The following is a 22,428-nucleotide window of genomic DNA, read 5'->3' as shown; positions in this document are numbered from 1 at the left end:
CGCCGCCACGGCGCGTGGGGCGACCGCCGGCTGGGAGCCGGCGCCGTCAGTGCCCGGCTGGCTCGTCCCCCGGCAAAGCGACGCGGCGCGTCGGCGCCAGGCCGGGCGCGGAGACACTGAGGTCGCGCAGGGCGGCGGCGTAGCCGCGCAGGCTCTCGGCCCGCTCGGCGAGCCCCGCCAGGTCGACCGGCGTGACCCCGAGAGCCGCGCCGCCCGCGGCGAGCCCGGCGGAGGCGTCGCCCGCGGTGGCGCGCACTCCGGCGCCGACCACCTCGGCGGTGGCCGCTACCAGGTCGTCGAGCGCGCGTGCCGCGGCGGTCATCTCCTCGACGAGCGCCTTGGCCGTGGCGGTGAGCTGGGCGCGCCCGGCCGGGTCGGCCACGGCCTTGGCCGCCGCCTCGCAGGCCACCACCCTGCCGGCCCGCAGCCGCAGCCCGTCGACCACCTCGGCGGCGGCCGCCATCGCGGAGCGGATCACCTCCGCCGTCGGGCCGGGCGGCACCGGGCGGGAAAGCGCCAGGAACGCGGTGATCGTCCCCTCGCCCCGGCGCAGCGGCCCGGCGGCGGCCGAACCGCTCAGCGCGCGCACGCTCGGCGCCGGCGCCTGAGGGATCGGCGGGCCGGGGTTGCGCCGCTCGGCCCGGGCCGCCTGCCAGGCCCACAACCCTCCGTTGGCCAGCGCGCCGGCGCCGGTGGCCAGCCAGAGCCACCAGTCGGCGCCACCGACCGCCACCCCCACCGGGGTGCTGACCGCGGCGAACGCGGCCCAGCAGCCGGCGGTCCACCGGGCCCGCCTGGAGAACCGGGTGGCCTGCCTGGCCTCCCGCCACGCCGCGCGCCGGTCGAGATCGCCGGCCACCGCGTCCGACACCTTGGGCGTCACGGCCCTGCGCCAGTCCCAGCCCTCCGTCCGGACCCAGGGCCGACGGCCCAGGCCACGTGGACCGCCCGTGGGCGGCGGCGCGGGCGGGTACGGCCACGACGGCGGCGCGCCATAGGGCGGCGGCGCGCCGGGCGGACGCTGGCCCGGGCCCCAGCCGTGGCCCGGGCCTGGTGCCTGGTGGTGTCCCGGCCAGGTCACTCTGCGGCTCCTTCGCCGCGGCTGCGGGTCACTGGTCGGGCCCCGCCGCGTTCACGGAGCCGGCGCCGCGCGCCTGGTGCGCGCCCGGCGAAGGCGGCGGCGCGGTCTTGCCGAGGGCGACGCGGTCGGCGCCGGCGGGCACCTGCCCCGCCGGCTGGCCGGACGCGCCGCCCTCGGCGCCCGCCCCGGCGGTCATGCCAGCCCGCAGCTCGGCGAGGCGGTTGCTCGCCCTGGCGTCGATGCTGGCCCGGCGGACCTCCAGCATCCGCGCCTCCACCCCGGACGACGCCAGCTCGTGGCGGCCCATGGCGACGGCGTAGCGCTGCTCGACCTTCTCCCGGATCTCGGCGAGCGTCGGCGTGTCGCCCGCCGGGGTGAGATCGGACATCGAGTCCATCGCCTTGCTCATCTGCTCGCGCATGGCGGCGTGCTCGATCTGGGTGAGCAGCCGGGCCCGCTCGGCCAGCTGCTGGCGCAGCCGCTCCGTGTTGTCGTCCACGGCGCGGCGCGCGAGCTCGGACGACTCGACCGCCTGCTGGTGCAGGGCCCGCATGTCCTCCAGCGACGACTCGGCGGCGACCAGCTCGCTGGCGAACGCCCGCGCCGTCTGCTCGTACTGGTCGGCCGCCGCCCGTTCGCCGTCCGCGCGGGCGTTGTCGGCGAAGGTGAGCGCCGAGCGGGCGGAGTCGGTCAGCATGGTGACGTTCTCGATCTGGCGCGCCATCCGCATCTCGAGCTGGCGCTGGTTGCCGATCACCCGCGCGGCCTGCTGGCGCAGCACCTCGTGCTGGCGGCGGCTCTCCTCGATGGCCTGGTCGATCTGGACCCGTACGTCGGCCTTCTCGTCGAACTTCCGGTTCGCCGACGCGGACAGGTACCGGTAGACCTTGCGAACGACATTCGCCATGCTTCGATCGTCGCACGTCCACGCCGGACGGAAAGCCCTCCCGGCGGACCGCCGTATGCCAGCGGATGTCTCATCCCGGACAAGTTCAACAGCCATGGCGCCCGTCCGACTTCACGCGTGGGACGGCGATGCCCGGGCCGGCTCACTGGCCGGCCCGGGTGCGTCGCGATCGGCTCACCGCCGCGTCGCGGTCAGCTCATCGCCTGGAACATCCAGTGCTGTTCCTCGACCTCACGGAGCAGACTGATGAACAGGTCCTGCGTCACCGGGTCGGCCTGCTCGGTCGCCGCCATATGGGCCCGCATGTGCCGGCTCACCTCGCTGAGCCGGTCGGTCATCACCCGCACGACCTTCTCGTCGGGGAGGTAGCCGGTCTCGACGCCGTGCAACGGCGACCGGTCGTCCACCGTCGAGGCCTGGCCATCGGGGTTGTACCCGATCGCGACGGCGCGTTCGGCGGTCAGGTCGGTGTACCGGCGGGCCAGGTCGACGACCTGGTCCAGCTGCTTGTGGACGCTACGGAAGCTGTGACCGATGACGTTCCAGTGCAGCTGCTTGGCGAGCAGCGAGAGGTCGATCAGCTCGACCAGCGCGGCCTGCAACGCCTCGCCGGTGGTCGTCCGGGCGTCCTCCGCCAAGGGACTGCGAATGGTGCTCATCGTCGTCCTCTCACCTCGGGATCTGGTCGACGCGACCGTGCCCCGAGGTGGGCGAACTAACCGAGCATCACGCCAGCATGCGCTCCGTCACGCCGATGCCTGACCGCGCGTCAGCGCCTGCCCGTGGGCAGGGCGAGCCGCGGGCATGCCGCGCGGCGCGCACGCCGCGGCCGGCGCACCGGCCGGCCCGGGTGCCCGGCCGGGCCTACGCGGCGCGGTCGACCATCGGGGCGGGCGAGCGGGCCGGGACGACGACCGACGCGCCGACGCGGGCCGCGCCGGCCGCGAGCTCGGCCACCTCGGCCATCTCGACGTCGTCGCTGACCTCACGGAGCAGGTCCGCGAGCCGCACCCCGAGGGCGTCGCAGATCGACGCGAGCAGCTCGGAGCTTGCCTCCTTCTGCCCGCGCTCGACCTCGGACAGGTAGCCGAGCGACACCCGGGCCGCGGACGACACCTCCCGCAGCGTCCGGTGCTGATCCTGGCGGCGACGGCGGAGCGCCTCACCGATCATGCGTCGGAGCAGGACCATCGCGCCTCCTCCTTCGTCCACGGGCTGGGTTTCACCGTATACCCACCGGCGCCGCCACCGGGCGGCCATTGACGGGACCGTAGCTGAGTAACCACCATGCGACCGGCGAACAGTCCCAGGGATGCCCAGGACGCGGCCTCGGAAGCGTCCTGGGAGAACGGGACGGCCGACACCGGCCAGCGGGGCGTGCCGCCGGCCTGGCGCGCCGACGGCCGCGGGGACCCGGGAGGAGGGCACCTGGACGCGTGACCGACCGCCACGAGCATCAGCACGCCTCCTTCCGCCGTCAACTGGCGGGGATCTCTCCCGTTGGCCCGGCGCCGTGCACCGGCAGTCCCGAGAGCGTACGACGTAACACGTCGAGCGCCTGCACGACGGCGAACGTCTGGATGCGTGGACGGTCACCGGGCAGCCGCAGCGAGCGAGTGGTCGTGCCGTCCGGACCGGCCAGTCCCAGGTGCAGGGTGCCGACCGGCTTGCCCTCCTGCTCGTCCGGCCCGGCGACACCTGTGGTGGCCAGCCCCCAGGTCGCGCCGAACAGATCGCGCGCGCCGGCGGCGAGCGCCGCGGCCGCCCGCGCCGACACCGCCCCGTCGGTCGCCAGGATCTCCGCGTCGACGCCCAGCACCGACGCCTTGGTGTCTGTCGCGTACACGACCGCGCCGCCCCGGAAGTAGGTGGAGGCGCCGGGCGTCTCGGTGAGGGCCGCGGCCAGCCGGCCGCCGGTGAGCGACTCGGCCACCGCGACCGTGGCGCCCAGGGTGGCGAGCCACGCCCCCACCACCCCCGCCAGGGTCTCGTCGTCTACGCCGTAGACCGCCGGCCCGAGCGCCGCGCGCGCCGCGGTCTCGACCGGCGCGATCAGCCGCAGCGCCTCGGCCCGGTCGCCGGCCCTGGCGGTGACGCGCACCCGGGTCTGGCCCTCGCTGGCGAGGAACGCGATCGTCGGGTTGCCGACGTCGCGCAGCCTGTCGACCTCGCCGGACAGCGCCTCGGCGACCGACGACTCCCAGATGCCCGCCGTGCGCAGCACCCGGTGCACCACCACCGACGGCTGGCCGGCCCGGCGCAGCAGGTCGGGCAGCACGCTCGCGGTGAACATCGCGTACAGCTCGTGGGGCACGCCGGGCAGCGCGTAGAGCGCGGCGCGGCCGATCTCGATCCGGATCCCTGGCGCGGTTCCCGGCCCGTTGGGCAGCGGCTCGGCGCCCTCGGGCAGGTCGGCCTGCCGGTAGTTCATGGCCGGGACGTCGCGGCGCAGCTCGGTGAACCGGCGCCGCAGCAGCGACTCCAGGAACTCGTCGCGGCGCAGCGCCACCCCGGCGGCCGCGGCGATCCCTTCCCTGGTGAGATCGTCCTGGGTGGGTCCGAGCCCGCCGCTGACGATGACGACGTCGGCGCGCCCGGCGGCGGCCCGCAACGCCCGCTCGATCATCTCGACGTCGTCGCCGACCACCACCGAGGTGGCGACCCGTATCCCGACGTCGGCGAGCTGACGGCCGAGCCACGCGGCGTTGCCGTTGATGATGTCGCCGTAGAGCAGCTCGTCGCCGACCGCGACGATCTCAGCCAGCATCGATGTCCCGTCCGCCCCCATCGGCGACCTCCCCTGACCCGGCCCCGGCCGCGGGGGCGTCTCTCACGGCGGAGACGCGCCGCAGCCGCAGCGCCCGGGCGACGTAGTCGACGCCGGTGACGACCGCGACCAGCACGCCGGCGGCGAGCACCGCCGAGCTCACCGCGGCCGCCGGACCGGTGAGCGGCAGCACGGCCAGCCCGAGCGAGATGTTGAGCAGCAACGTCTTGAGCTTGCCACCACGGCTCGCCGCGATCACGCCGAACCGGATCACCCACAGCCGCAGGAGGGTTACTCCCAGTTCACGGACGACGATGACGGCCGTGACCGCCCACGGGACCTCGTCGAGGATCGACAGCGACACCAGCGCGGCGCCGGTCAGCGCCTTGTCGGCCACCGGGTCGACGAACGCGCCGAAGTCGGTGACGAGTCCCCGGCTACGGGCGACGGCGCCGTCGATCTGGTCGGTGATCGCGGCGACCGCGTACGCGGCGAACGCGGCGATCCGCCAGACGGCGTCATCCGGGCCGACGAACAGGAAGGCGACGAAGACCGGCACGAGCACCAGCCGCATGATCGTCAATATGTTGGCGATGTTGAGCAGCCGTGCCTGAGTCGCGGGGGGTGCCGGAGGACCCGGGAGGTCGGCGACCGGAGGGGGCATCGCGGCGGGCATGGCCTCGTCGTCCGGAGCCGGCACGCCGGAGGTGACCGCGGAGCCGCTCACGGTGTCCCCACCCGGACGCCGGTCACCGTCACGCGCGCGCCCCGGCCAGCGGGACGTCCCGGCCTGGCATGGCCGTCCCCTCGCGGACCCCGGGGGGCGTGCCGGGAACGCGGGCCCGATCGAGCACCGAGACGAAGTCGGCCACGAGGTCGACCCCCTCCGCGCCGATCACCCGGGCCGCCACCAGGTCGCCGACCGCCACCGGCGGACCGTCCGCCCCGCCCGGCCCGCCGGGCGCGCCCGGCAGCCGCACGGCGCAGGCGCCGTCGGTCTCGGGCTGCTGGTGCGCCGCGCAGCCGTAGGCGTGGCCGCCGTCGGAGATCTCCTCGACGAGCACCTCGACGGTCTCGCCGACGCGCCGTTCGGCGCGCGCCGCCGTCAGCTGCTCCACCAGGTCGGCGACCTGGGCGCGGCGATCCTCGATCTCGTCCGGGTCGAGCTTGCCGGGCAGCCCGACGGCCTCGGTGCCTTCCTCGTCCGAGTAGCCGAACACGCCCACCGCGTCCAGATCCGCCTCCTCGAGGAAGGCGGTCAGGATGTCGAAGTCCGCCGCGGTCTCGCCGGGGAAACCGACGATCACGTTCGAGCGGGCGCCGAGCGCGGGCGCGAGGGCGCGGCCCCGGCGCAGGAGATCGAGGAAGTCGACCGAGCCGCCGAAACGGCGCATCCGGCGCAACACCGTGGGACTCGCGTGCTGGAACGACAGGTCCAGGTAGGGCGCGACGCCGGGCGTCGTCAGCAGCACCTCGAGCAGCGAGGGGCGCAGCTCGGCCGGCTGCAGGTAGACGGGCCGGACCCGGACGATCCCGGCGGTCGCGGCGAGCTGGGGCAGCAGCTTCTCCAGCGCGCGCAGGTCGCCGAGGTCCTTGCCGTAGGAGGTGGAGTTCTCGCTGACCAGCACCAGCTCACGGGCGCCCTGCCCGGCGAGCCACTCCGCCTCGGCGAGGATGTCCTCGGGCGGCCGGGAGACGTGCGAGCCTCGAAACGAAGGGATCGCGCAGAAGGCGCATCGCCGGTCGCAGCCGCTGGAGATCTTCAGGGCGGCCACCGGGCCGTCGTCGAGCCGGCGCCGGACCACCGGAGCCGCCACCGCGCGCGCCGTCTCGGACGCCAGGGTGCCGTGCCCCGGCACCACCACGCCGGCCACGGCCGCCCGGCCCCGGTCGACCGGCGTGATCGGCAGCAGGCTCCGGCGGTCGCGGGGGGTGTGCGCGGCCGGCCGCTCGCCGTCGAGCACCGCGCGTAGCTTCGCGGCGATGTCCGGGTAGGCGTCGAAGCCCAGCACGGCGTCCGCCTCGGGCAGGCTCTCGGCGAGCTCCGCTCCGTAGCGCTCGGCGAGGCAGCCGACGGCGACGACGGCTCGCGGCCCCGCGCCCGGGCTTCCCGCCGGATCGCCGACGGGAGCGACCCCGTCGCCGGTCCGGGAGGTCTGGGCGCCGGGCGCCGCGCGCAGGCCGTCGGCGGCGAGCAGCGCGTCGATCGAGTCCTTCTTGGCGACGTCGACGAAGCCGCAGGTGTTCACCACCACGGCATCGGCGGTGGTGGCGTCGTCCACCACCTGCCAGCCGCCCGCGGCGAGGCGGGCGGCGAGTTCCTCCGAGTCGACCTCGTTGCGCGAACAACCCAGCGTGACGAGCGCGACGCGACGGGTTTGACCAGCGGACACCAGGTCAGGCTACCGGGCAACCGCGAGCGGACGCCGCCGCTCCTGCCGCCCACGCCGAGCAAAACGCGCTACCCGGGGGCTCGGCGGCCTTTCTCACGCCGTTTCGCGGCTAGTTGGGCCCACCCGCCGCCGGAGGGGCGCCGTTGACCGCGCAGTTCCCCGAGGGGGTAAGCGCGACCTGCACGGTGACCACCTGGCCCGGCCCGCCCAGCTTGCCCAGGCTCTGGCCGTTGCAGGACAGGTCCATCGCGCCCGCGTTGCCCATCTTGACCCGCAGCGACTTGGCGGTCAGCGTCCTGCTGTCGCCCTGGGCGAGGATCTGGCGCAGCACCACCTGGTCGCTGTCGTCGCTGACCTCCAGCCAGCTCTGGGCGTCGACGGCCGCGAGGCGCAGGCTGACCTGCGTCGGCGGCGCGGTCGCGGTGCTGGGAGGCGCCGCGACCGCCGGCGCGGCGCTGGCCGTCGGCGTGGGCGTGGCCACGGCCGGGGTCTCGCCGTCGTCGCCCGACGAGCCAGGAATCACCAGCGCGATCAGCGCGAGCAGGCAGAGCACGGCCGCCGACACGACCATGGCGGTGCCCCAGCGCCGCCCGCCGCGGCGGCTCTCACCGTGCCGCAACGGGTCGAAGGAGCTCGTGGGCGCGAACGACGGGGTGGGCGCCCGTTCGTGGGTGGAGTCGTAGGCGGCGAGCAGCGGCTCCGGGTCGATCTCGAGGGCGCGGGCGATCCCCCGGATGTGGCCGCGGGCGTAGACGACGCCGCCGACCATGGAGAAGTCGTCCTGCTCCATCTGGCGGATCAGCGTCGCCCTGATCCGGGTACGAGCGCTGACCTCGTCGACCGACATCCCGGTGGCGGCCCGCGCCCTCGCCAGGCGGCCGCCAACCGTGGCGGGCTCGTCGGCGCCGGCCCGGGCGTCGGGCACGACGGCTTCCTGCTTCTTCACTAGCCGCCCCTCGACGAGCCGCCCCTCGACGGGCCCGTCGTCGGAGTCATGGTGCTGGTCGCGCGGTTCGACAGCCACCACGAGCGAACCTCCGCACGCGTCCGGCGCTGATCCGCGCCGTCGCGGCGCCGATGACTCGACATCGACACGGCGGCGACGAGCGCCGGCGGCCAAGGACGATCAACGGGCAACGGGTGGGAGCGGTCAACGACGATGAACAGACGTTGCCTGAGTTTACGATTCACCGCCGGGAATCGAAACCCGCCACAAGTCCCCGGCAGAGCAACTGACCGACGTCAGCCACTCCGGAGCGTGGTGAGAAGTCCTTCCAACTCATCGGGCATCACCAGGACATCACGGGCCTTCGAGCCCTCGCTGGGCCCGACGATCCCTCGGCTCTCCATGAGGTCCATCAGCCGCCCGGCCTTCGCGAAACCGACCCGCAGCTTGCGCTGCAACATCGAGGTCGACCCGAACTGGGTGCTCACGACGAGCTCAACGGCCTGCAGGAACAGCTGCATGTCGTCGCCGATCTCCTCGTCGATCTCCTTGCGCGGCCCGGACTCCTCCTCGAACACGTCCTCGCGGAACGCGGGGGGCGCCTGTTCCTTGGTGTGGTCGACGATCGCCGCGATCTCGTCCTCGGAGACGTAGGCGCCCTGGATGCGGGCCGGCTTGCTCGCCCCCATCGGCAGGAACAGCGCGTCGCCCAGGCCGACGAGCTTCTCGGCCCCGGCCTGGTCGAGGATCGTGCGGCTGTCGGCGAGCGACGCGGTCGCGAACGCCAGCCGGGAGGGCACGTTGGCCTTGATCAGACCGGTGACGACGTCGACGGACGGCCGCTGGGTCGCCAACACGAGGTGGATGCCGACGGCACGGGCCATCGCGGTGATCCGGCAGATGGCGTCCTCGACGTCGCGCGGGGCGACCATCATCAGGTCGGCCAGCTCGTCGACGATCGTCAGGATGTACGGGTAGGGCGTGTAGACGCGCTCCGAGCCGGGCGGCGCGACGATCTCACCATTGCGGACCTTGCGGTTGAAGTCGTCCACATGGCGCACGCCGCAGGCCGCGAGATCCTCATACCGGTTTTCCATCTCCTTCACGACCCACTGCAGCGCGTCCGCAGCTTTCTTGGGATTCGTGATGATGGGCGTGATGAGGTGCGGAATTCCTTGATAGCTGGTCAGCTCGACGCGTTTGGGGTCGACGAGCACCATCCGTACCTGATCGGGGGTCGCCCGCGCGAGGACGCTTGTGATGAGCGTGTTGATGCACGTCGACTTACCGGCGCCAGTCGCGCCGGCGATGAGGATGTGCGGCATCTTCGCCAGGTTCGCGAGGACGTATCCGCCTTCGATGTCCTTGCCGAGCCCGACGAGCAGGGGGTGCGGGTTGCCTGTGGCGTCGGAGCTTCGCAGCACGTCGCCGAGCGAGACCAGCTCCCGGTCGGTGTTCGGGATCTCGACGCCGACCGCGCTCTTACCCGGGATCGGGCTGATGATACGGACATCTGGACTTTTCACCGCATAGGCGATGTTCTTCGCCAGTTGGGTGATCCGCTCGACCTTGACGGCCGAGCCGAGCTCGACCTCGTACCGGGTGACCGTCGGGCCGCGGGTGAAGCCGGTGACCCGGGCATCCACCTTGAACTGGGCAAACACGTCGGTGAGCGAAGCGATCACCGTGTCGGTCGCGGCGGAACGCAGCTTCGGAGGGGTGCCGGATTTCAGCAGCGTCGGCGACGGGAGCGTGTAGTCGCCCTCGACCGGGACCGGCACGAGCCGCTCGATCTCGTCGTCCGCCCCGGCCGCTCCCCCGCCAGCCCCGCCGTCCGCCCCGGACCGGGCCGATCGCTGGCCCTGCCGCCGGTCGGACGCCGGCCCCGGCTGACGTGCCGCGCGGCGGGGGGCGGCGGGCTCGGCCACCTCGGCCTCCGGATCGAGCCCGAGGTCGAGGCCCAGATCGAGATCGAGGATGTCGCCGACCTCGACGCCTGGGCCGTGGCTGTCCGGCGGCGGAACCCTCCGGCCGGCCGGGCCGGCGAACTCGGCGTCGGCGTCGTACACCTCGGCGCCGGCCTTGCCGACCCGGCGCCGAGCCCGGGAGCGGCCCCGTCCGCCTGCCGGCGCGGCACCGTCGAGCAGCTCGTCGACGAGCCCCGCCCGGCCGGGTGGGACGACCGGTTCGTCGTCGAGCTCGTCCAGGCCGTCGCCCGGGAGCCGGGACCCGCGCGGGGCCCGGCCGCCGGAGTTCGGGGAGTCCCGGTCGTCCCGCAGCCCGGTGGCGAGCTTGTCGACGACCCCGGCGAACAGGGCCGGGACCTGGCGCAGCGGCGTCCGAGTGATCACAAGGGCGCCGAACAGCGCCAGCAGGATGAGCAACGGCGCGGCGACGTACGGCGTGACAGCGGCCCCGAGCGGCGAGGCGCCGGCGAACCCGACCACGCCGCCGGCCGCGCGCAGGGACCTGGAGCCGCCCGAGAAGTCCGGGGTGCCGCGCACCACGTGGTAGAAGCCGAGCGCGCCCAGCGTCGTGGCGAACCAGCCGATGACCACCCGGCCGCGGCTGTCCGGGTCCGCCGGCGCCCGCACCAGCCGCCAGGCCGCGCACAGCCCGATCACGGGGAGCAGCAGGGCGCCGGCGCCGAACAGGAACCGCAGCGAGACGTCGAGCACCGAGCCGACCGGGCCGGCCGCGTGGAACCACACGGCGGCCATCGTCAGGATCGCGCCGCCGAGCGTGGCGAGCCCGACACCGTCGCGCCGGTGCTCCGGCTCGATCCGCAGCTCGCGCCCGCCACGGTTGAGGTGCCGCAGCGTCGAGCCGAACATGGCCGCGAGCGCGCGCCACAGCCGCGCCACGCCGCGCAGGAGCAGCAGCGTCAGCGCGAGCGCCCACGGCGTGCCGGGGTCGCGGCGCGCGGCGCCGCCTGACGACGAACGGGTCGTGCCCGCGCCACGGCCACGGGAGGCCGGCCGGCTGGTGCCGCTGGCGCTCCGGGACGAGGCCGCTCCTCCCCGGACGCGTGCACTCGTACCGGTCGTGCGTGTGGCCACGTCAGAACGTTACAAGCCCCGCCGCACCACTCCCGGCAACCCCGACCTTCCGGGCGCGCCGCGGACCCATCGGGGCGTCATACCTCGACGACGACGGGGACGATCATGGGGCGGCGGCGGTAGGTGTCGCTGACCCAACGACCCACGATCCGGCGGACGAGCTGCTGGAGGGCGTTGACGTCGGTCATGCCGTTGCGCATGCCATCGGCGAGCCCGTCGGCCACCATCTTGCGGACCTTGTCGAAGGCGCCCCTGTCGTCGGAGAACCCACGGGCGACCAGGTCGGGCCCGGCGACGACCTTGCCGGCGGCGGCGTCCACCACGGCGGTGATCGTGATGAAGCCCTCCTCGCCGAGGATGCGCCGGTCCTTCAGGCTCGACTCGCCGACGTCGCCGACCGCCATCCCGTCGACGTAGACGTAGCCGCAGGGCACGGACCCGGTGATGTTCGCCTGGCCCTCGACGAGGTCGACGACCATGCCGTCCTCGGCGAGCACGATCCGGTCGGCGGGCACGCCGGTCAGCTCGGCGAGCGCCGCGTGTGCCCGCAGGTGCCGCCACTCGCCGTGGATCGGCATCATGTTCGACGGCCGCGTCGCGTTCAGGACGTAGAGCAGCTCGCCGGCGGGCGCGTGCCCGGAGGTGTGCACCTTGGCGACGCCCTTGTGGACCACCTTGGCGCCCCACCGGGTCAGCCCGTTGATGACCCGGTAGACCGACTCCTCGTTGCCGGGGATCAGGCTGGAGGCGAGCACGACCGTGTCGCCGGCCTCGATCCGGATCGCGTGGTCCCGGTTGGCCATCCGCGACAGCGCCGAGAGCGGCTCGCCCTGCGAGCCGGTCGAGACCAGGCAGATGTTGCGGTCGGGCAGCGACTCGACGTCGCGGGCGTCGACGATCAGGCCCGGCGGCACCCGCAGCAGGCCGAGATCACGGGCGACACCCATGTTGCGGACCATCGAGCGGCCGATGAAGGCGACGGAACGGCCGTGCGCCTCGGCCGCGTCCAGGACCTGCTGCACCCGGTGCACGTGGCTGGCGAAGCAGGCGACGATGATCCGCTTGCCTGCGTCGCGGAACACCCCGTCGAGCACCGGGGCGATCTCCCGCTCGGGGGTGACGAAGCCGGGGACCTCGGCGTTCGTCGAGTCCGACATCAGCAGGTCGATGCCCTCGAGGCCGAGCCGGGCGAACCCGCCGAGGTCGGTGAGCCGGCCGTCGAGCGGCAGCTGGTCCATCTTGAAGTCGCCGGTGTGCAGCACCAGCCCGGCCGCCGTGCGGATCGCGACCGCGACCGCGTCGGGGATCGAGTGGTTGACGGCGAGGAACTCGCAGTCGAACGGGCCGAAGGTGTGGTGCTGCTCCTCGGCGATCTGCAGCGTCACCGGCTTGATCCGGTGCTCCTGGAGCTTGGCGACCATCAGCGCCAGCGTCAGCCGGGAGCCGATCAGCGGGATGTCCGCCCGTTCGCGCAACAGGTAAGGAACCGCGCCGATGTGGTCCTCGTGCGCGTGGGTGAGGATGATCGCCTCGACGTCGTTCAGCCGGTCCCGGATCGCGCTGAAGTCCGGCAGGATCAGGTCGATGCCGGGCTGGTCCGACTCCGGGAACAGCACGCCGCAGTCGACGATGAGCAGCCGGCCGTCGAACTCGAAGACGGTCATGTTCCGACCGATCTCGCCGAGTCCACCGAGCGGGATGATCCGCAGGCCCTCGGGAGGCAGCGGCGGCGGGGCACCGAGCCCCGGGTGCGGATGGCTCATGAAGCCACGCCAGCCGCGACCGGCGCGGTGGCCCGCGCCTCGCTTCCCGGCGGTTCCAGAACCGCGGCGGCCAGGTCGAGGCGCAGCTGCGCGATCTCCGCCTCGGTCGCGTCCGCCAGCGGCGGGCGGACCGGGCCGGCGGGCAGCCCTCGCAGGGTCAAAGCGGCCTTCGTGGTAATCACTCCCTGAGTTCGGAAAATGCCCTTGAAAATGGGCAGCAGGTCCTGGTGCAGCCGCCGGGCCGCCACCGGGTCGCCGGCGTCGAACGCCGCGATCATGGCGGCCAGCGCCGGCGCCGCGACGTGCGCGGCCACGCTGACGAGACCGACGGCACCGACCGCGAGGAACGGAAGGGTCAGCACGTCGTCGCCGGAGTAGTAGGCAAGATCGGTCCTGGCCATGACCCAGGAGGACTCCTCCAGGTCGGCCTTGGCGTCCTTCACCGCGACGATGCGCGGGTGCTCGGCGAGCGCCACCATGGTTTCGGTGAGCACCGGCACCCCGGTCCGCCCCGGAATGTCGTAGATCATCACCGGCAGTCCGGTGGCGTCGGCGACCGCGCGGAAGTGCGCGGCGAGGCCGGCCTGCGGCGGCTTGCTGTAGTACGGCGTCACCACCAGCAGGCCGTGCGCGCCTGCCCGCTCGGCCGACCTGGCGAGCTCGATGGTGTGGCGCGTGTCGTTGGTGCCCACGCCCGCGAGGACGGCCGCGCGGTCGCCGACCGCCTCGAGCACGGCGCGCAGCAGCAGGTCCTTCTCCGCGTCGGAGGTGGTCGGCGACTCACCGGTGGTCCCACTGATCACCAGGCCGTCGTTGCCCGCGTCCACCAGGTGGCTCGCCAGGGCGGCCGCGCCGTCGAGGTCGAGGCCGCCGTCCGGGAGGAACGGCGTCACCATGGCGGTGATCAGGCGCCCGAACGGCGCCACGGGCAACACTGACATACCGGCCACGTTAGCTGGCACCTCCGACATCACGATCGGCTCGAACTCCCGGCGGCCTCGGCCCGCCCGGCCTCGGGTCCACGGACCCGGGCTCCCATTCTCCCGCCGGACCCGACCGCGCGCCGACCCGCCGACGTTCACCACCGGACGAGAGCCCAGCCACACCGACGATACGGCGCGAGATCCCACCACCCCGGCCACACCGCGCCCAAGGCGCCGCCATCCCTAGATCCGCCCCCGCGAAAATCCCCGCGTCACCACGGGCATCCCCGCGCCACCGCGAAGGCCCTCAGCGACCACGAAGGCCCCACGCCACCGCGAACATTCCACGTCCCCGCGAAGACCCAACGTCCCCGCGAACGCCCTCACGCGACCGCTGAGACCCTCACGCCACCGCGAACATCAACCACCCGGTCGGGCAACCACCCGGTCGGGCGAAGCCCGACACCGGGGGTCCGGGGGTCGCCCCCCGGGGCAGACATGGCTGAGTGGGCCTCCGGGAAGCCGCCCGAAGGGCGGCGACCACGTTCACCCAGCCCGCTCAGCCCTCCGCTTTGGGCGACGTGGGGTCGACGGCACGGCCCCGGAAGGTCATGCTCCGGTCGAGTCGCTGCCAGAGGTCCCGGCGGGCGAGCCGGACGAGGGAGCGGCCGGCGCCACGCGGGTGCGTGCGCACCGAGACACCGAGACCGAAGTTCTTCGGCATGATGATCCGTCCGTCCGGCGGCGAGACTTCCTCCGGTCAGGCTAGCGCGCCGCGACGCACCCGTCAGCGGCACGAGCGCATCCGTCGGTCGATATGCCCTAGTCTGCACCGGTGACCACGGGCAGTGACCACCTTCTGGCTACTCGAGCGGGCGGATAGGCACGATGACAGCCGCGGATGACCCCGCGCGCAGGTGGCGGCGGCGGGACGACGCGTCGGAGGCGCCGGTCCTCGACCTGACCGACGTCGACGAGGTGACCACGACGCTGCTCGCGCCGCCGGAGGAGTTCCGCGGCCTGCGCCGGCGGGTCGTCGACCAGTTCACCCTGCTGTCGGCGAACCGCGCGCGGCTGGCCCGGTCGGTCAACTGGGGGCCGCTGGACGGCCTGCTCGCCGCCGTCGTCCCGCCGACCGGCCGGGTCGACACCCGCGGCCATCTGCCGGCCGAGGTGTCCGTCCTGCTTCCGCTGTCCACGCTGCCGAAGCGGGCGCTGGTCGCCTTCGACCTCGCCGGCCCTGGCGGTGACGCCGCCCACCTGGTGCCCTACCCCACCTCGGTGGCCCTGCAGGGCAACGTCGTCACGCGGCTCGCCGAGGAGATCGGCCTGCCGGCGGCGCCGACCGTGCGCCGGGTCGTGGACGCCATCTCCCGGTTCCGGCCAGGGAAGCTTTCCGGCAACCACCTCGGGCTCGTCTCGCCGAGCCGGCGCCGTCCGCTGGCCGTCGGCGAGCTGCGCACCTACCTGGAGCAGTCGGCGGACCTGGCGGTGCCCGAGCCGAGGCTGCGTCGCTGGGCGGCGCTCGCCGCGCCCGCGCAGCGCGAGCTGGTCGCGGCCCTCGACGAGCCGTTCGACCCGCTGTCCAGCGCGGACACGCTGCTGATCGCCGTCGGCGAGCTGTGGCGCGACCCGGACGTGCCCACCCCGCTGGGCCTCGACGACATCGAGGGCTACCTGGCCGCGTTCGTCGACTGGGTCGGCGACCTCGCCACGGCCGGGCCCGCCGCCGTGCCGGTGCTCTCGACGGTCGCCGAGTACGGCCGGCGCTGGGAGGCCCTGGCCGCGGTCACCCTGGACCCGTACCGGCCCAGCCTCATCAAGATGACCGAGGAACGCCGGGCGGCCCTGAGCCGCCGTCCCCCCGCGCCGGTGCTCGCGAGCCGCGGCTGGCGGTGGCGGCGCGTGGCCGGCGCGGTCGCGCTGGCGCCGGTCGCGCTGCTCGACCTCGACCCTGGCAGCTTCGGCAGCTATCACGTCAGCATCGGCACCGACGACTCGAGCATCGAGATCAGCCACCCGGTCGTCCTCGACCTGCTCGGCCGCCCGGTCGAGCGGACCTACGTCGAGGACGTGCAGCACAACCGGGAGGTCTACGCGTACTACACGACAGACGTGCGCCGTCCGAGCCGGGCCCAGCTCGCCGTCGGCCTGTCGATCTCACCCGACGTCTCCCGGGTGACCGTCGCCATCCTCGTGCTGATGGCGCTGGCCGTGGCCCTGGCGGCGCTGCCGTTCGAGCTCGGCCCCGACGCCGTGGCGGTCATCGCCGTTCCGTCGTCGTTCGCCGCGACGATCCTGCTCACCCGGGAGCGCAGCAGTCTCGCCGCCTGGGTCCTCGGCCCGGCCAAGGTCGCCATGCTGGCCCTCCTGGTCGCGCTCGCCGTCCTGTCCGGCCTGCGCGCCCTCGGCTGGCACCAGTCGGGCGACTCCGCGCCGGCGCCGTCGCCCGCCTCCGCGAGGAACGCGCCCGACCACGACCGGCCCCGGTGAGCTGGTCGAGATCAACCGGTCGCCGCGCGCGGGGCTCGGCACCCTGGGCGGGCCCGGTGTCACCCGGCGGCCAGCACGGAACGGACGCCGCGGGCTATCTCCAGGTCCTCGCGAGCGGCGACCACGAGGACGCGGGTGGAAGCGCCCTCGCCCGTGAGGTCCGTGTCTCCGGCCGAGGCGGCGTGACCGGCATTGCGGGCGGGGTCTATCCCGACGCCGAGGAAGGCCAGGCCGTCCGCCGCGGCGGCCCGGATCTGGGGGGAACGCTCGCCGACGCCGCCGGTGAAGACCAGGGCATCCAGACCGCCGAGGGAAGCCGTCATCGCGGCGATGCCGGCGCGTAGGCGACGCAGGTAGACGTCCAGCGCGAGGACGGCGGCCTCGTCGCGCCCGGCGGCACGGTCGACGACGGCGCGCATGTCGGCGGTGCCCGCGAGCGCGAGCAGCCCGGACGCGTGGAACAGCGCGTCCTGGAGCTCGCCGGCGCCGAGGCCGGCCGAGGTCTGCAGCCACAGCAGCAGCCCCGGGTCGACGTCGCCGGACCGGGTCGACATCACCAGCCCTTCGAGCGGGGTGAAGCCCATCGTGGTGTCGACGCTCGCCCCGTCCAGGACGGCCGCGAGCGACGCGCCCGAACCGAGGTGGCAGGTGACGACCCGGCGGGCGCCGGTCAGCTCCGCGGCCCGGCGGGAGGCGTAGGCATGGGACAGGCCGTGGAAGCCGTAGCGCCGGACTCCGTACCGCTCCCGCCAGGACGCCGGAACCGCGTACGTGGCGGCGGCTGGCGGCAGGGTGGCATGGAAGGCGGTGTCGAAGCAGGCGACCTGGACGGCACCGGGAAGCACCTCGCGGACCTCGTCGAGCGCCGCGAGCGCCGCCGGCTGGTGCAGCGGCGCGAGCGCCGTGAGCTCGGCCAGGCGCGCGGCCACCGCCGCGTCGATCCGGACGGGCGCCGCGAAGTCCCTGCCGCCGTGCACCACCCGGTGGCCCACGGCCACCCGGGCGCCGCCGTCCGCGCGCCGGTCGAGACCAGCCTCGGCGAGCAGTTCGTCGACCGCGGCGCGGACCTCGGCGAGGTCGGCCCGGCCGCCCGGCGCGGCCAGCTCGCGCGCGCCGCGCAGCTCGTCGTCAGGCGCGACCAGCGCCAGCTTCAGCGTCGCCGAGCCCGCGTTCACCACCAGCACGTCCGGGCCGGTCGCCACCGCAGGGCCGGCTGGCGCGGCCGGTCGCGCCGCGGCGTGCCCGTCGGCGGGTGGAGATCTCCTGATCACGCGTCATCAGCTCCAGCGAGTTGCCGGGATTGCCGTACGACTCATCCCCCGTGGTCGTGGTTCACGCCCGACCCGCGACCAGGAGGTATGCAAGGACGTCCGGCAGCGGCTCAGTACGGCCAGACCCAGTCGCGGATCTCGGGCGGGTCCTCGCCGTGCTCGCGGGTGTAGGCACGCGCCCGCAGCCGCTCGTCGACCATCGCCTGCCGGACGTGCGCGGCCCGGGCACCGAGGGCCGGAACCCGGTCGATCACGTCCGCGACCAGATGGAACCGATCCAGCCGGTTCATCATCACCATGTCGAACGGCGTGGTCGTGGTGCCTTCCTCGACGTAGCCACGGACGTGCATGTTGTGGTGGTTCGTCCGCCGATAGGTCAGCCGGTGAATGAGCCACGGATAGCCGTGGTACGCGAAGATGACCGGCCGGTCAGGGGTGAACAGCGCGTCGAACCGGGCGTCGGAGATGCCGTGCGGGTGTTCCGACTCGCTCTGCAGCGCCATCAGGTCGACGACGTTGACCACCCGGACCCGCAGCTTCGGGAGGTGGCGGCGCAGCAGGTCGACGGCGGCGAGCGTCTCCAGCGTCGGAACGTCGCCCGCGCAGGCCATGACCACGTCCGGCAGCCCGTCCCCGCCGGCGTCCGCGCCGTCCTGGTCGTTGCTGGCGAAGTCCCAGATCCCCAGGCCCCGGGTGCAGTGGGCGATCGCCTCCTCCATGGTCAGGTAGTTCAGCGCCGGCTGCTTGCCAGCCACGATCACGTTGATGTAGTCCCGGCTGCGCAGGCAGTGGTCGGCGACCGAGAGCAGCGTGTTCGTGTCCGGCGGCAGGTAGACGCGGACGACCTCGGCCTTCTTGTTGACGACGTGGTCGATGAAGCCGGGGTCCTGATGGGAGAAGCCGTTGTGGTCCTGGCGCCAGACGTGACTGGTGAGCAGGTAGTTCAGCGACGCGATCGGGCGGCGCCAGGGGATCTCGCGGGTGGTCTTCAGCCACTTGGCGTGCTGGTTGACCATCGAGTCGACGATGTGGATGAACGCCTCGTAGCAGGAGAAGAGGCCGTGCCGGCCGGTGAGCAGGTAGCCCTCCAGCCAGCCCTGGCACAGGTGCTCGGAGAGCACCTCCATGACACGTCCCGCGCGGGCGAGGTGCTCGTCCGTCGGCAGGATCTCCCCCTCCCAGACCCGGTCGGTGACCTCGAAGGCCGCGCCGAGCCGGTTCGAGGCGGTCTCGTCCGGGCCCATCAGCCGGAAGGTCGTCGGGTTGGCTCGGATGACGTCACGCAGCAGCGCGCCGAGCACCGTCGTCGCCGACGTGGACGAACGGCCGGGAGCGGCCACCTCGACGGCGTAGCCGCGGAAGTCGGGCAGCGTGAGCGCGCGCAGCAGCTCGCCGCCGTTGGCGTGCGGGTTCGCGCTCATCCGCCGCTGCCCCGCCGGGGGGAGCGCGGCCAGTTCCGGGCGCAGCCGCCCGGTGGCGTCGAAAAGCTCCTCGGGACGGTAGCTACGCATCCAGTCCGCGAGCTCGGCGACCCGGTCCGGGTGCGCCCGCGCATCGGTGATCGGTACCTGGTGCGAGCGCCAGGTGCCCTCGACCGGCTTGCCGTCGACCTCGCGCGGCCCCGTCCAGCCCTTGGGGGTCCGCAGCACGATCATCGGCCAGGCCTGCCGGGGAACCTCTGTGCCCGCGGCCGTGGCGGCCCTGGCCTCGCGCTGGATCCGGGCGATCTCGTCGAGCGCCTCGTCCAGCACGGCGGCGAGCCGGCGGTGGGTGTCGGCCGGGTCCTCGCCCACCTCGGCGGTGACATGCAGCGGGGCGTAGCCATAGCCACGCATCAGCGCGTCCAGCTCGGCCTCGGGGATGCGGGCGAGCACGGTGGCCTGGGCGATCTTGTAGCCGTTGAGGTGCAGGATCGGCAGCACGGCGCCGTCGTGCGTGGGGTCGAGGAACTTGTTCGAATGCCAGCTGGCCGCCAGCGGACCGGTCTCGGCCTCGCCGTCGCCGACGACGCAGGCGACGACCAGGTCGGGGTTGTCGAACGCGGCGCCGTAGGCGTGCGCCAGCGCGTAGCCCAGCTCACCGCCCTCGTGGATCGAGCCGGGTGTCTCCGGGGCCACGTGGCTCGGGATCCCACCGGGAAACGAGAACTGTCGGAACAGCCGGCGCATCCCGGCCTCGTCCTGGCCGATCGTCGGATAGACCTCGGAGTAGGTGCCCTCGAGATACGCGTTCGCGACGATGCCAGGACCGCCGTGCCCCGGGCCGATGATGTACATCATGTCCAGGTCACGTGCCCTGATCACCCTGTTGAGGTGCGCGTAGACCAGGTTGAGCCCTGGGGTGGTCCCCCAGTGGCCGAGCAGGCGTGGCTTGACGTGCGCCGGTTCGAGCGGCTCGCGCAGCAGCGGGTTGTCCAGCAGGTAGATCTGCCCGACGGACAGGTAGTTCGCCGCCCGCCAGTAGGCGTCGAGCAGCGCCACCTCCTCGTCGGAGATCGGCCCGCCGGCGTTCGCGGCCGCGGGCGACGGCCCGGCGGGGAGGTCGGCGGTGAACTCGGCGAGCTGCGTGGCGGGGGCGTCCGCGGCACCGGTCATCGACTGGCCCTTTCCTGTGGAGGCCGGCTGGTCAGGCTGAGGGGGACATCTGGCCTGAGCGCGCCCAGGGCCCCGCAGCACTGCTGGTTCGGCGGGTCACGGGTCGCGTAGGTCCATTCGACCATCCTCCCGCCGCCCCGATGTCCTGCCCCGCGGCCCTGGCACTCATGACCTCCTTCCTGAGAAATGTGGCCCGCCAGACCTGACGCGACGCCCGCTCGTAACGCTTTCGGCCCTCGCCTCGGGCTCCCGCTGGCGTCGGCTCCACGGCACGCGGCCGTCGGGCGGGTCGACGCGGCCGGCTCAGCCCGTCGGGCTCGCCGGCTGCCCGCTCTCGGGAGCCTTGGTCGGTACCGGGTCACGGATCTCCGGGCCGTCCGGGGTGGAGTCAACCACCTCGGTGGTCACGGCCGTGTAGGAGATCGCGGTACCCGCCGGCACGCCGGACATCCAGCCGTCGCGCAGGACGACCTCCCGCTCGCCGATGTACTCGCCGGTCGCCGGATCGAAGATGATCTCCTGACGGGTGTCGCCGCCCTCGTCCCGGCCGATCGCGACGCCGGCCCGGCCGGCCAGGTTCGCGGCATGGTCGGTCACCTCCACCCCGGGAATGCCTGTCGCCGCGCGGAACAGGGCGGCCCGCAGGTCCACCGGCACGAACCCGCCCCGCAGCAGGTCGGCGATGAACACCAGCGCCTCGCCGTGCCTCGACCTTCCCTGGCCCTTCGAGTCGCGGTAGATCCGGTCGAGGAGCTGACCCGGGTCGCGTGGCAGGCTGGCGACGAAGTCGGGCGTCGGGTTCTGCCAGCCGGGGGCAGCCGGGCCGTAGAACGCGCCGCCGGCCGCGCGGATCAGCGTCGGCTGGGGTGGCGTCATGAATCCCATTCCCCGGACGGCGGCCTCGTCGGCCGGGTCGAACCAGTGCACCGGCTGACGGCCGCTCCTGCGCAGGACCCATGGCCTCGCCGGGTCGGCGGGGATCCAGGTCTCGATGATCTCCTCGTCCAGCCAGGTGACCTCGTCGCCGTGCTCGTCGTTCACGGTGGACGACCACACCGCCCTTACCGTGATCTTCCGGTACTGGGCGGGGCCGACCGGCGGGTCGGCCGTCCCCGCCGAGTTGACGGCCGCCTGCTCCAGCAGCGTCGCCGCCTCCGCCGTGGCCCCGGCCGAGCCGCCCACGCGCAGGGTGTCGACCGCGAAGAGGCCGGCGGCCGCGACCACCGCGGCGACCGCGACCGCCACCGCCCGGCGCGCCGTGACGAACCGGCGCCGCCGGCCGCGCCGCCGCGCCGTGGCGCCGGTGACCGTGGCGCCCGGCTCCGGGGACTCGTCCACGGCCGCCACGCGGTCCAGGAGGCGTCGGCGGGCCTGGGCGAGCTGGGCGGGGGCTGGCTCCGCCACGTCCGTCCACAGCGACGCCAGCGGCGCGAGCTCGGCGCGGGCGGCCGACTCGTCCGCCGGGGTCCCCGGCAGGCTGTCATCCATGGTGGCTCTCCTTGATCAGGCGCGGGGCCGTGGCGGGGCCGTCGGCGCCGAGGGCGGCGCGCAGGCGGCGGCGCGCGCGGTTCAGTCGTGAGCGCACGGTCCCGAGCGGGATGCCGACCGCCTCGGCGATCTCGGCGTAGGAGAGGGCGGCCCAGGCGAACAGCAGCAGCACGTCCCGGTCCTCGGGGGACAGCTCGGCCACCGCCGCCGCGACGGCTCGCTTCGACGCCTGAGCGTCCGCCCGTTCCAGGGCGCGCTCGATCCCGTCCTCGGCCAGCCCGTCGACGCCGGCGCGGGCGTAGGCCCGCAACCTGCGCTCCTCGTCCCGGTGGAACCGGCCGAGGAGGTTGGAGGCGATGCCGTACAGCCAGGGGCGCGCGTCGGCCCTGGCGCCGTCGTAACTGGCCCGCCGCTCGAAGGCGACCAGGAAGGTCGAGGCCACCAGGTCGTCGGCGACCTGGGGGCCGGCCCGGCGGGCCAGGTAGCGATGGATCGCCGGCGCGTGCCGGTCGAACAGCGCCGCGAAGTCCGCGGGCGCGCCGACCGAGCGGGCTACGACCTGCGCGTCGGTCGGCCCGGACCGGGCCGGTGGCCGGTCCGGTTCCGCGACGCCAGCCGGGCCGGCGGGGCGCGCGGGCGCCGAGCCCGCCGAGCCCTCGGCATCCGCGGGGACACCGGTCTCTGTGCTCACACCCTTATTTGCCCGATGTGGCCACCGGGGTTCACGCGCCCGCGCGCGACGG

Annotated in this window: 17 protein-coding genes; 1 reads left to right on the top strand and 16 read right to left on the bottom strand. The window is 74.0% G+C overall.

All coding sequences use genetic code 11. The features are described from left to right. Nucleotides 1-46: 46 nt before the first annotated feature. The 12 genes from I6A81_RS34730 to I6A81_RS34675 form a co-directional block, all read right to left on the bottom strand. Nucleotides 47-883 (bottom strand): hypothetical protein, encoded by an 837-nt coding sequence (locus I6A81_RS34730; RefSeq protein ID WP_203002430.1) that lies wholly within the window; start codon nt 881-883, stop codon nt 47-49. A gap of 226 nt (nt 884-1,109) precedes the next feature. Next, nucleotides 1,110-1,988: a PspA/IM30 family protein gene (locus I6A81_RS34725; RefSeq protein ID WP_203002431.1), complete on the bottom strand. Its 879-nt coding sequence runs from the start codon at nt 1,986-1,988 to the stop codon at nt 1,110-1,112. A gap of 191 nt (nt 1,989-2,179) precedes the next feature. Then, nucleotides 2,180-2,647: a Dps family protein gene (locus tag I6A81_RS34720; RefSeq protein ID WP_203002432.1), complete on the bottom strand. Its 468-nt coding sequence runs from the start codon at nt 2,645-2,647 to the stop codon at nt 2,180-2,182. 205 nt (nt 2,648-2,852) lie between these two features. After that, nucleotides 2,853-3,179 (bottom strand): helix-turn-helix domain-containing protein, encoded by a 327-nt coding sequence (locus I6A81_RS34715; RefSeq protein ID WP_203002433.1) that lies wholly within the window; start codon nt 3,177-3,179, stop codon nt 2,853-2,855. Nucleotides 3,180-3,465: 286 nt separating this feature from the next. Next, complete coding sequence (locus tag I6A81_RS34710) at nt 3,466-4,755, bottom strand: competence/damage-inducible protein A (RefSeq protein ID WP_203002434.1); 1,290 nt, start codon at nt 4,753-4,755, stop codon at nt 3,466-3,468. Further along, nucleotides 4,745-5,431 carry a CDP-alcohol phosphatidyltransferase family protein gene (locus I6A81_RS34705; RefSeq protein ID WP_203002449.1) on the bottom strand — a complete coding sequence of 229 codons (687 nt, stop codon included), beginning with the start codon at nt 5,429-5,431 and terminating at the stop codon, nt 4,745-4,747. The genes I6A81_RS34710 and I6A81_RS34705 overlap by 11 nt, the downstream gene beginning before the upstream one ends. Nucleotides 5,432-5,510: 79 nt before the next feature. After that, nucleotides 5,511-7,148 (bottom strand): MiaB/RimO family radical SAM methylthiotransferase, encoded by a 1,638-nt coding sequence (locus tag I6A81_RS34700; RefSeq protein WP_203002435.1) that lies wholly within the window; start codon nt 7,146-7,148, stop codon nt 5,511-5,513. Between the two features lie 109 nt (nt 7,149-7,257). Continuing rightward, the gene (locus I6A81_RS34695) at nt 7,258-8,172 is read right to left on the bottom strand and encodes a helix-turn-helix domain-containing protein (protein ID WP_203002436.1); all 915 of its coding nucleotides are present in this window, start codon (nt 8,170-8,172) and stop codon (nt 7,258-7,260) included. Nucleotides 8,173-8,390: 218 nt separating this feature from the next. Further along, complete coding sequence (locus I6A81_RS34690; RefSeq protein WP_203002437.1) at nt 8,391-11,153, bottom strand: FtsK/SpoIIIE family DNA translocase; 2,763 nt, start codon at nt 11,151-11,153, stop codon at nt 8,391-8,393. Between the two features lie 77 nt (nt 11,154-11,230). Next, entirely contained in the window at nt 11,231-12,916 is a 1,686-nt protein-coding gene (locus I6A81_RS34685; RefSeq protein WP_203002438.1) for a ribonuclease J, read from the bottom strand. After that, nucleotides 12,913-13,857: a 4-hydroxy-tetrahydrodipicolinate synthase gene (gene dapA, locus I6A81_RS34680; protein ID WP_407661426.1), complete on the bottom strand. Its 945-nt coding sequence runs from the start codon at nt 13,855-13,857 to the stop codon at nt 12,913-12,915. The genes I6A81_RS34685 and dapA overlap by 4 nt, the downstream gene beginning before the upstream one ends. 541 nt (nt 13,858-14,398) lie before the next feature. Beyond that, the gene (locus tag I6A81_RS34675) at nt 14,399-14,563 is read right to left on the bottom strand and encodes a hypothetical protein (protein ID WP_203002440.1); all 165 of its coding nucleotides are present in this window, start codon (nt 14,561-14,563) and stop codon (nt 14,399-14,401) included. Between the two features lie 164 nt (nt 14,564-14,727). Here I6A81_RS34675 and I6A81_RS34670 point away from each other — a divergent pair, with 164 nt between their 5' ends. Then, the gene (locus I6A81_RS34670; protein WP_203002441.1) at nt 14,728-16,332 is read left to right on the top strand and encodes a hypothetical protein; all 1,605 of its coding nucleotides are present in this window, start codon (nt 14,728-14,730) and stop codon (nt 16,330-16,332) included. A 59-nt stretch (nt 16,333-16,391) separates the two neighbouring features. On the opposite strand, the gene I6A81_RS34665 is transcribed toward I6A81_RS34670, so the two are convergent. From I6A81_RS34665 to I6A81_RS34650, 4 genes are all read right to left on the bottom strand, one after another. Beyond that, nucleotides 16,392-17,534 (bottom strand): acetate/propionate family kinase, encoded by a 1,143-nt coding sequence (locus I6A81_RS34665; protein WP_203002450.1) that lies wholly within the window; start codon nt 17,532-17,534, stop codon nt 16,392-16,394. A gap of 179 nt (nt 17,535-17,713) precedes the next feature. Beyond that, on the bottom strand, nt 17,714-20,197 hold the full coding sequence (locus I6A81_RS34660; protein WP_238428862.1) for a phosphoketolase family protein: 2,484 nt from the start codon (nt 20,195-20,197) through the stop codon (nt 17,714-17,716). Between the two features lie 303 nt (nt 20,198-20,500). Next, the gene (locus tag I6A81_RS34655; RefSeq protein WP_203002442.1) at nt 20,501-21,685 is read right to left on the bottom strand and encodes a CU044_5270 family protein; all 1,185 of its coding nucleotides are present in this window, start codon (nt 21,683-21,685) and stop codon (nt 20,501-20,503) included. After that, nucleotides 21,678-22,376 (bottom strand): RNA polymerase sigma factor, encoded by a 699-nt coding sequence (locus tag I6A81_RS34650; protein ID WP_203002443.1) that lies wholly within the window; start codon nt 22,374-22,376, stop codon nt 21,678-21,680. Before I6A81_RS34650 ends, I6A81_RS34655 begins: the two co-directional genes overlap by 8 nt. Between the last annotated feature and the right edge of the window lie 52 nt (nt 22,377-22,428).

Source organism: Frankia nepalensis, from assembly GCF_016786325.1.
Taxonomy (GTDB): domain Bacteria; phylum Actinomycetota; class Actinomycetes; order Frankiales; family Frankiaceae; genus Pseudofrankia; species Pseudofrankia nepalensis.
Note: the sequence above shows the minus strand (reverse complement) of the source record. Positions and strands in the feature narration are given on the sequence as shown.

Coding starts and splice junctions, on each gene's coding strand:
- I6A81_RS34715 (WP_203002433.1), bottom strand. CDS start 3,179: ATGGTCCTGCTCCGACGCATGATCGGTGAGGCGCTCCGCCGTCGCCGC.
- I6A81_RS34675 (WP_203002440.1), bottom strand. CDS start 14,563: ATGCCGAAGAACTTCGGTCTCGGTGTCTCGGTGCGCACGCACCCGCGT.
- I6A81_RS34670 (WP_203002441.1), top strand. CDS start 14,728: ATGACAGCCGCGGATGACCCCGCGCGCAGGTGGCGGCGGCGGGACGAC.
- I6A81_RS34705 (WP_203002449.1), bottom strand. CDS start 5,431: ATGCCCGCCGCGATGCCCCCTCCGGTCGCCGACCTCCCGGGTCCTCCG.
- I6A81_RS34725 (WP_203002431.1), bottom strand. CDS start 1,988: ATGGCGAATGTCGTTCGCAAGGTCTACCGGTACCTGTCCGCGTCGGCG.
- dapA (WP_407661426.1), bottom strand. CDS start 13,857: ATGTCAGTGTTGCCCGTGGCGCCGTTCGGGCGCCTGATCACCGCCATG.
- I6A81_RS34655 (WP_203002442.1), bottom strand. CDS start 21,685: ATGGATGACAGCCTGCCGGGGACCCCGGCGGACGAGTCGGCCGCCCGC.
- I6A81_RS34660 (WP_238428862.1), bottom strand. CDS start 20,197: ATGACCGGTGCCGCGGACGCCCCCGCCACGCAGCTCGCCGAGTTCACC.
- I6A81_RS34720 (WP_203002432.1), bottom strand. CDS start 2,647: ATGAGCACCATTCGCAGTCCCTTGGCGGAGGACGCCCGGACGACCACC.
- I6A81_RS34685 (WP_203002438.1), bottom strand. CDS start 12,916: ATGAGCCATCCGCACCCGGGGCTCGGTGCCCCGCCGCCGCTGCCTCCC.
- I6A81_RS34710 (WP_203002434.1), bottom strand. CDS start 4,755: ATGCTGGCTGAGATCGTCGCGGTCGGCGACGAGCTGCTCTACGGCGAC.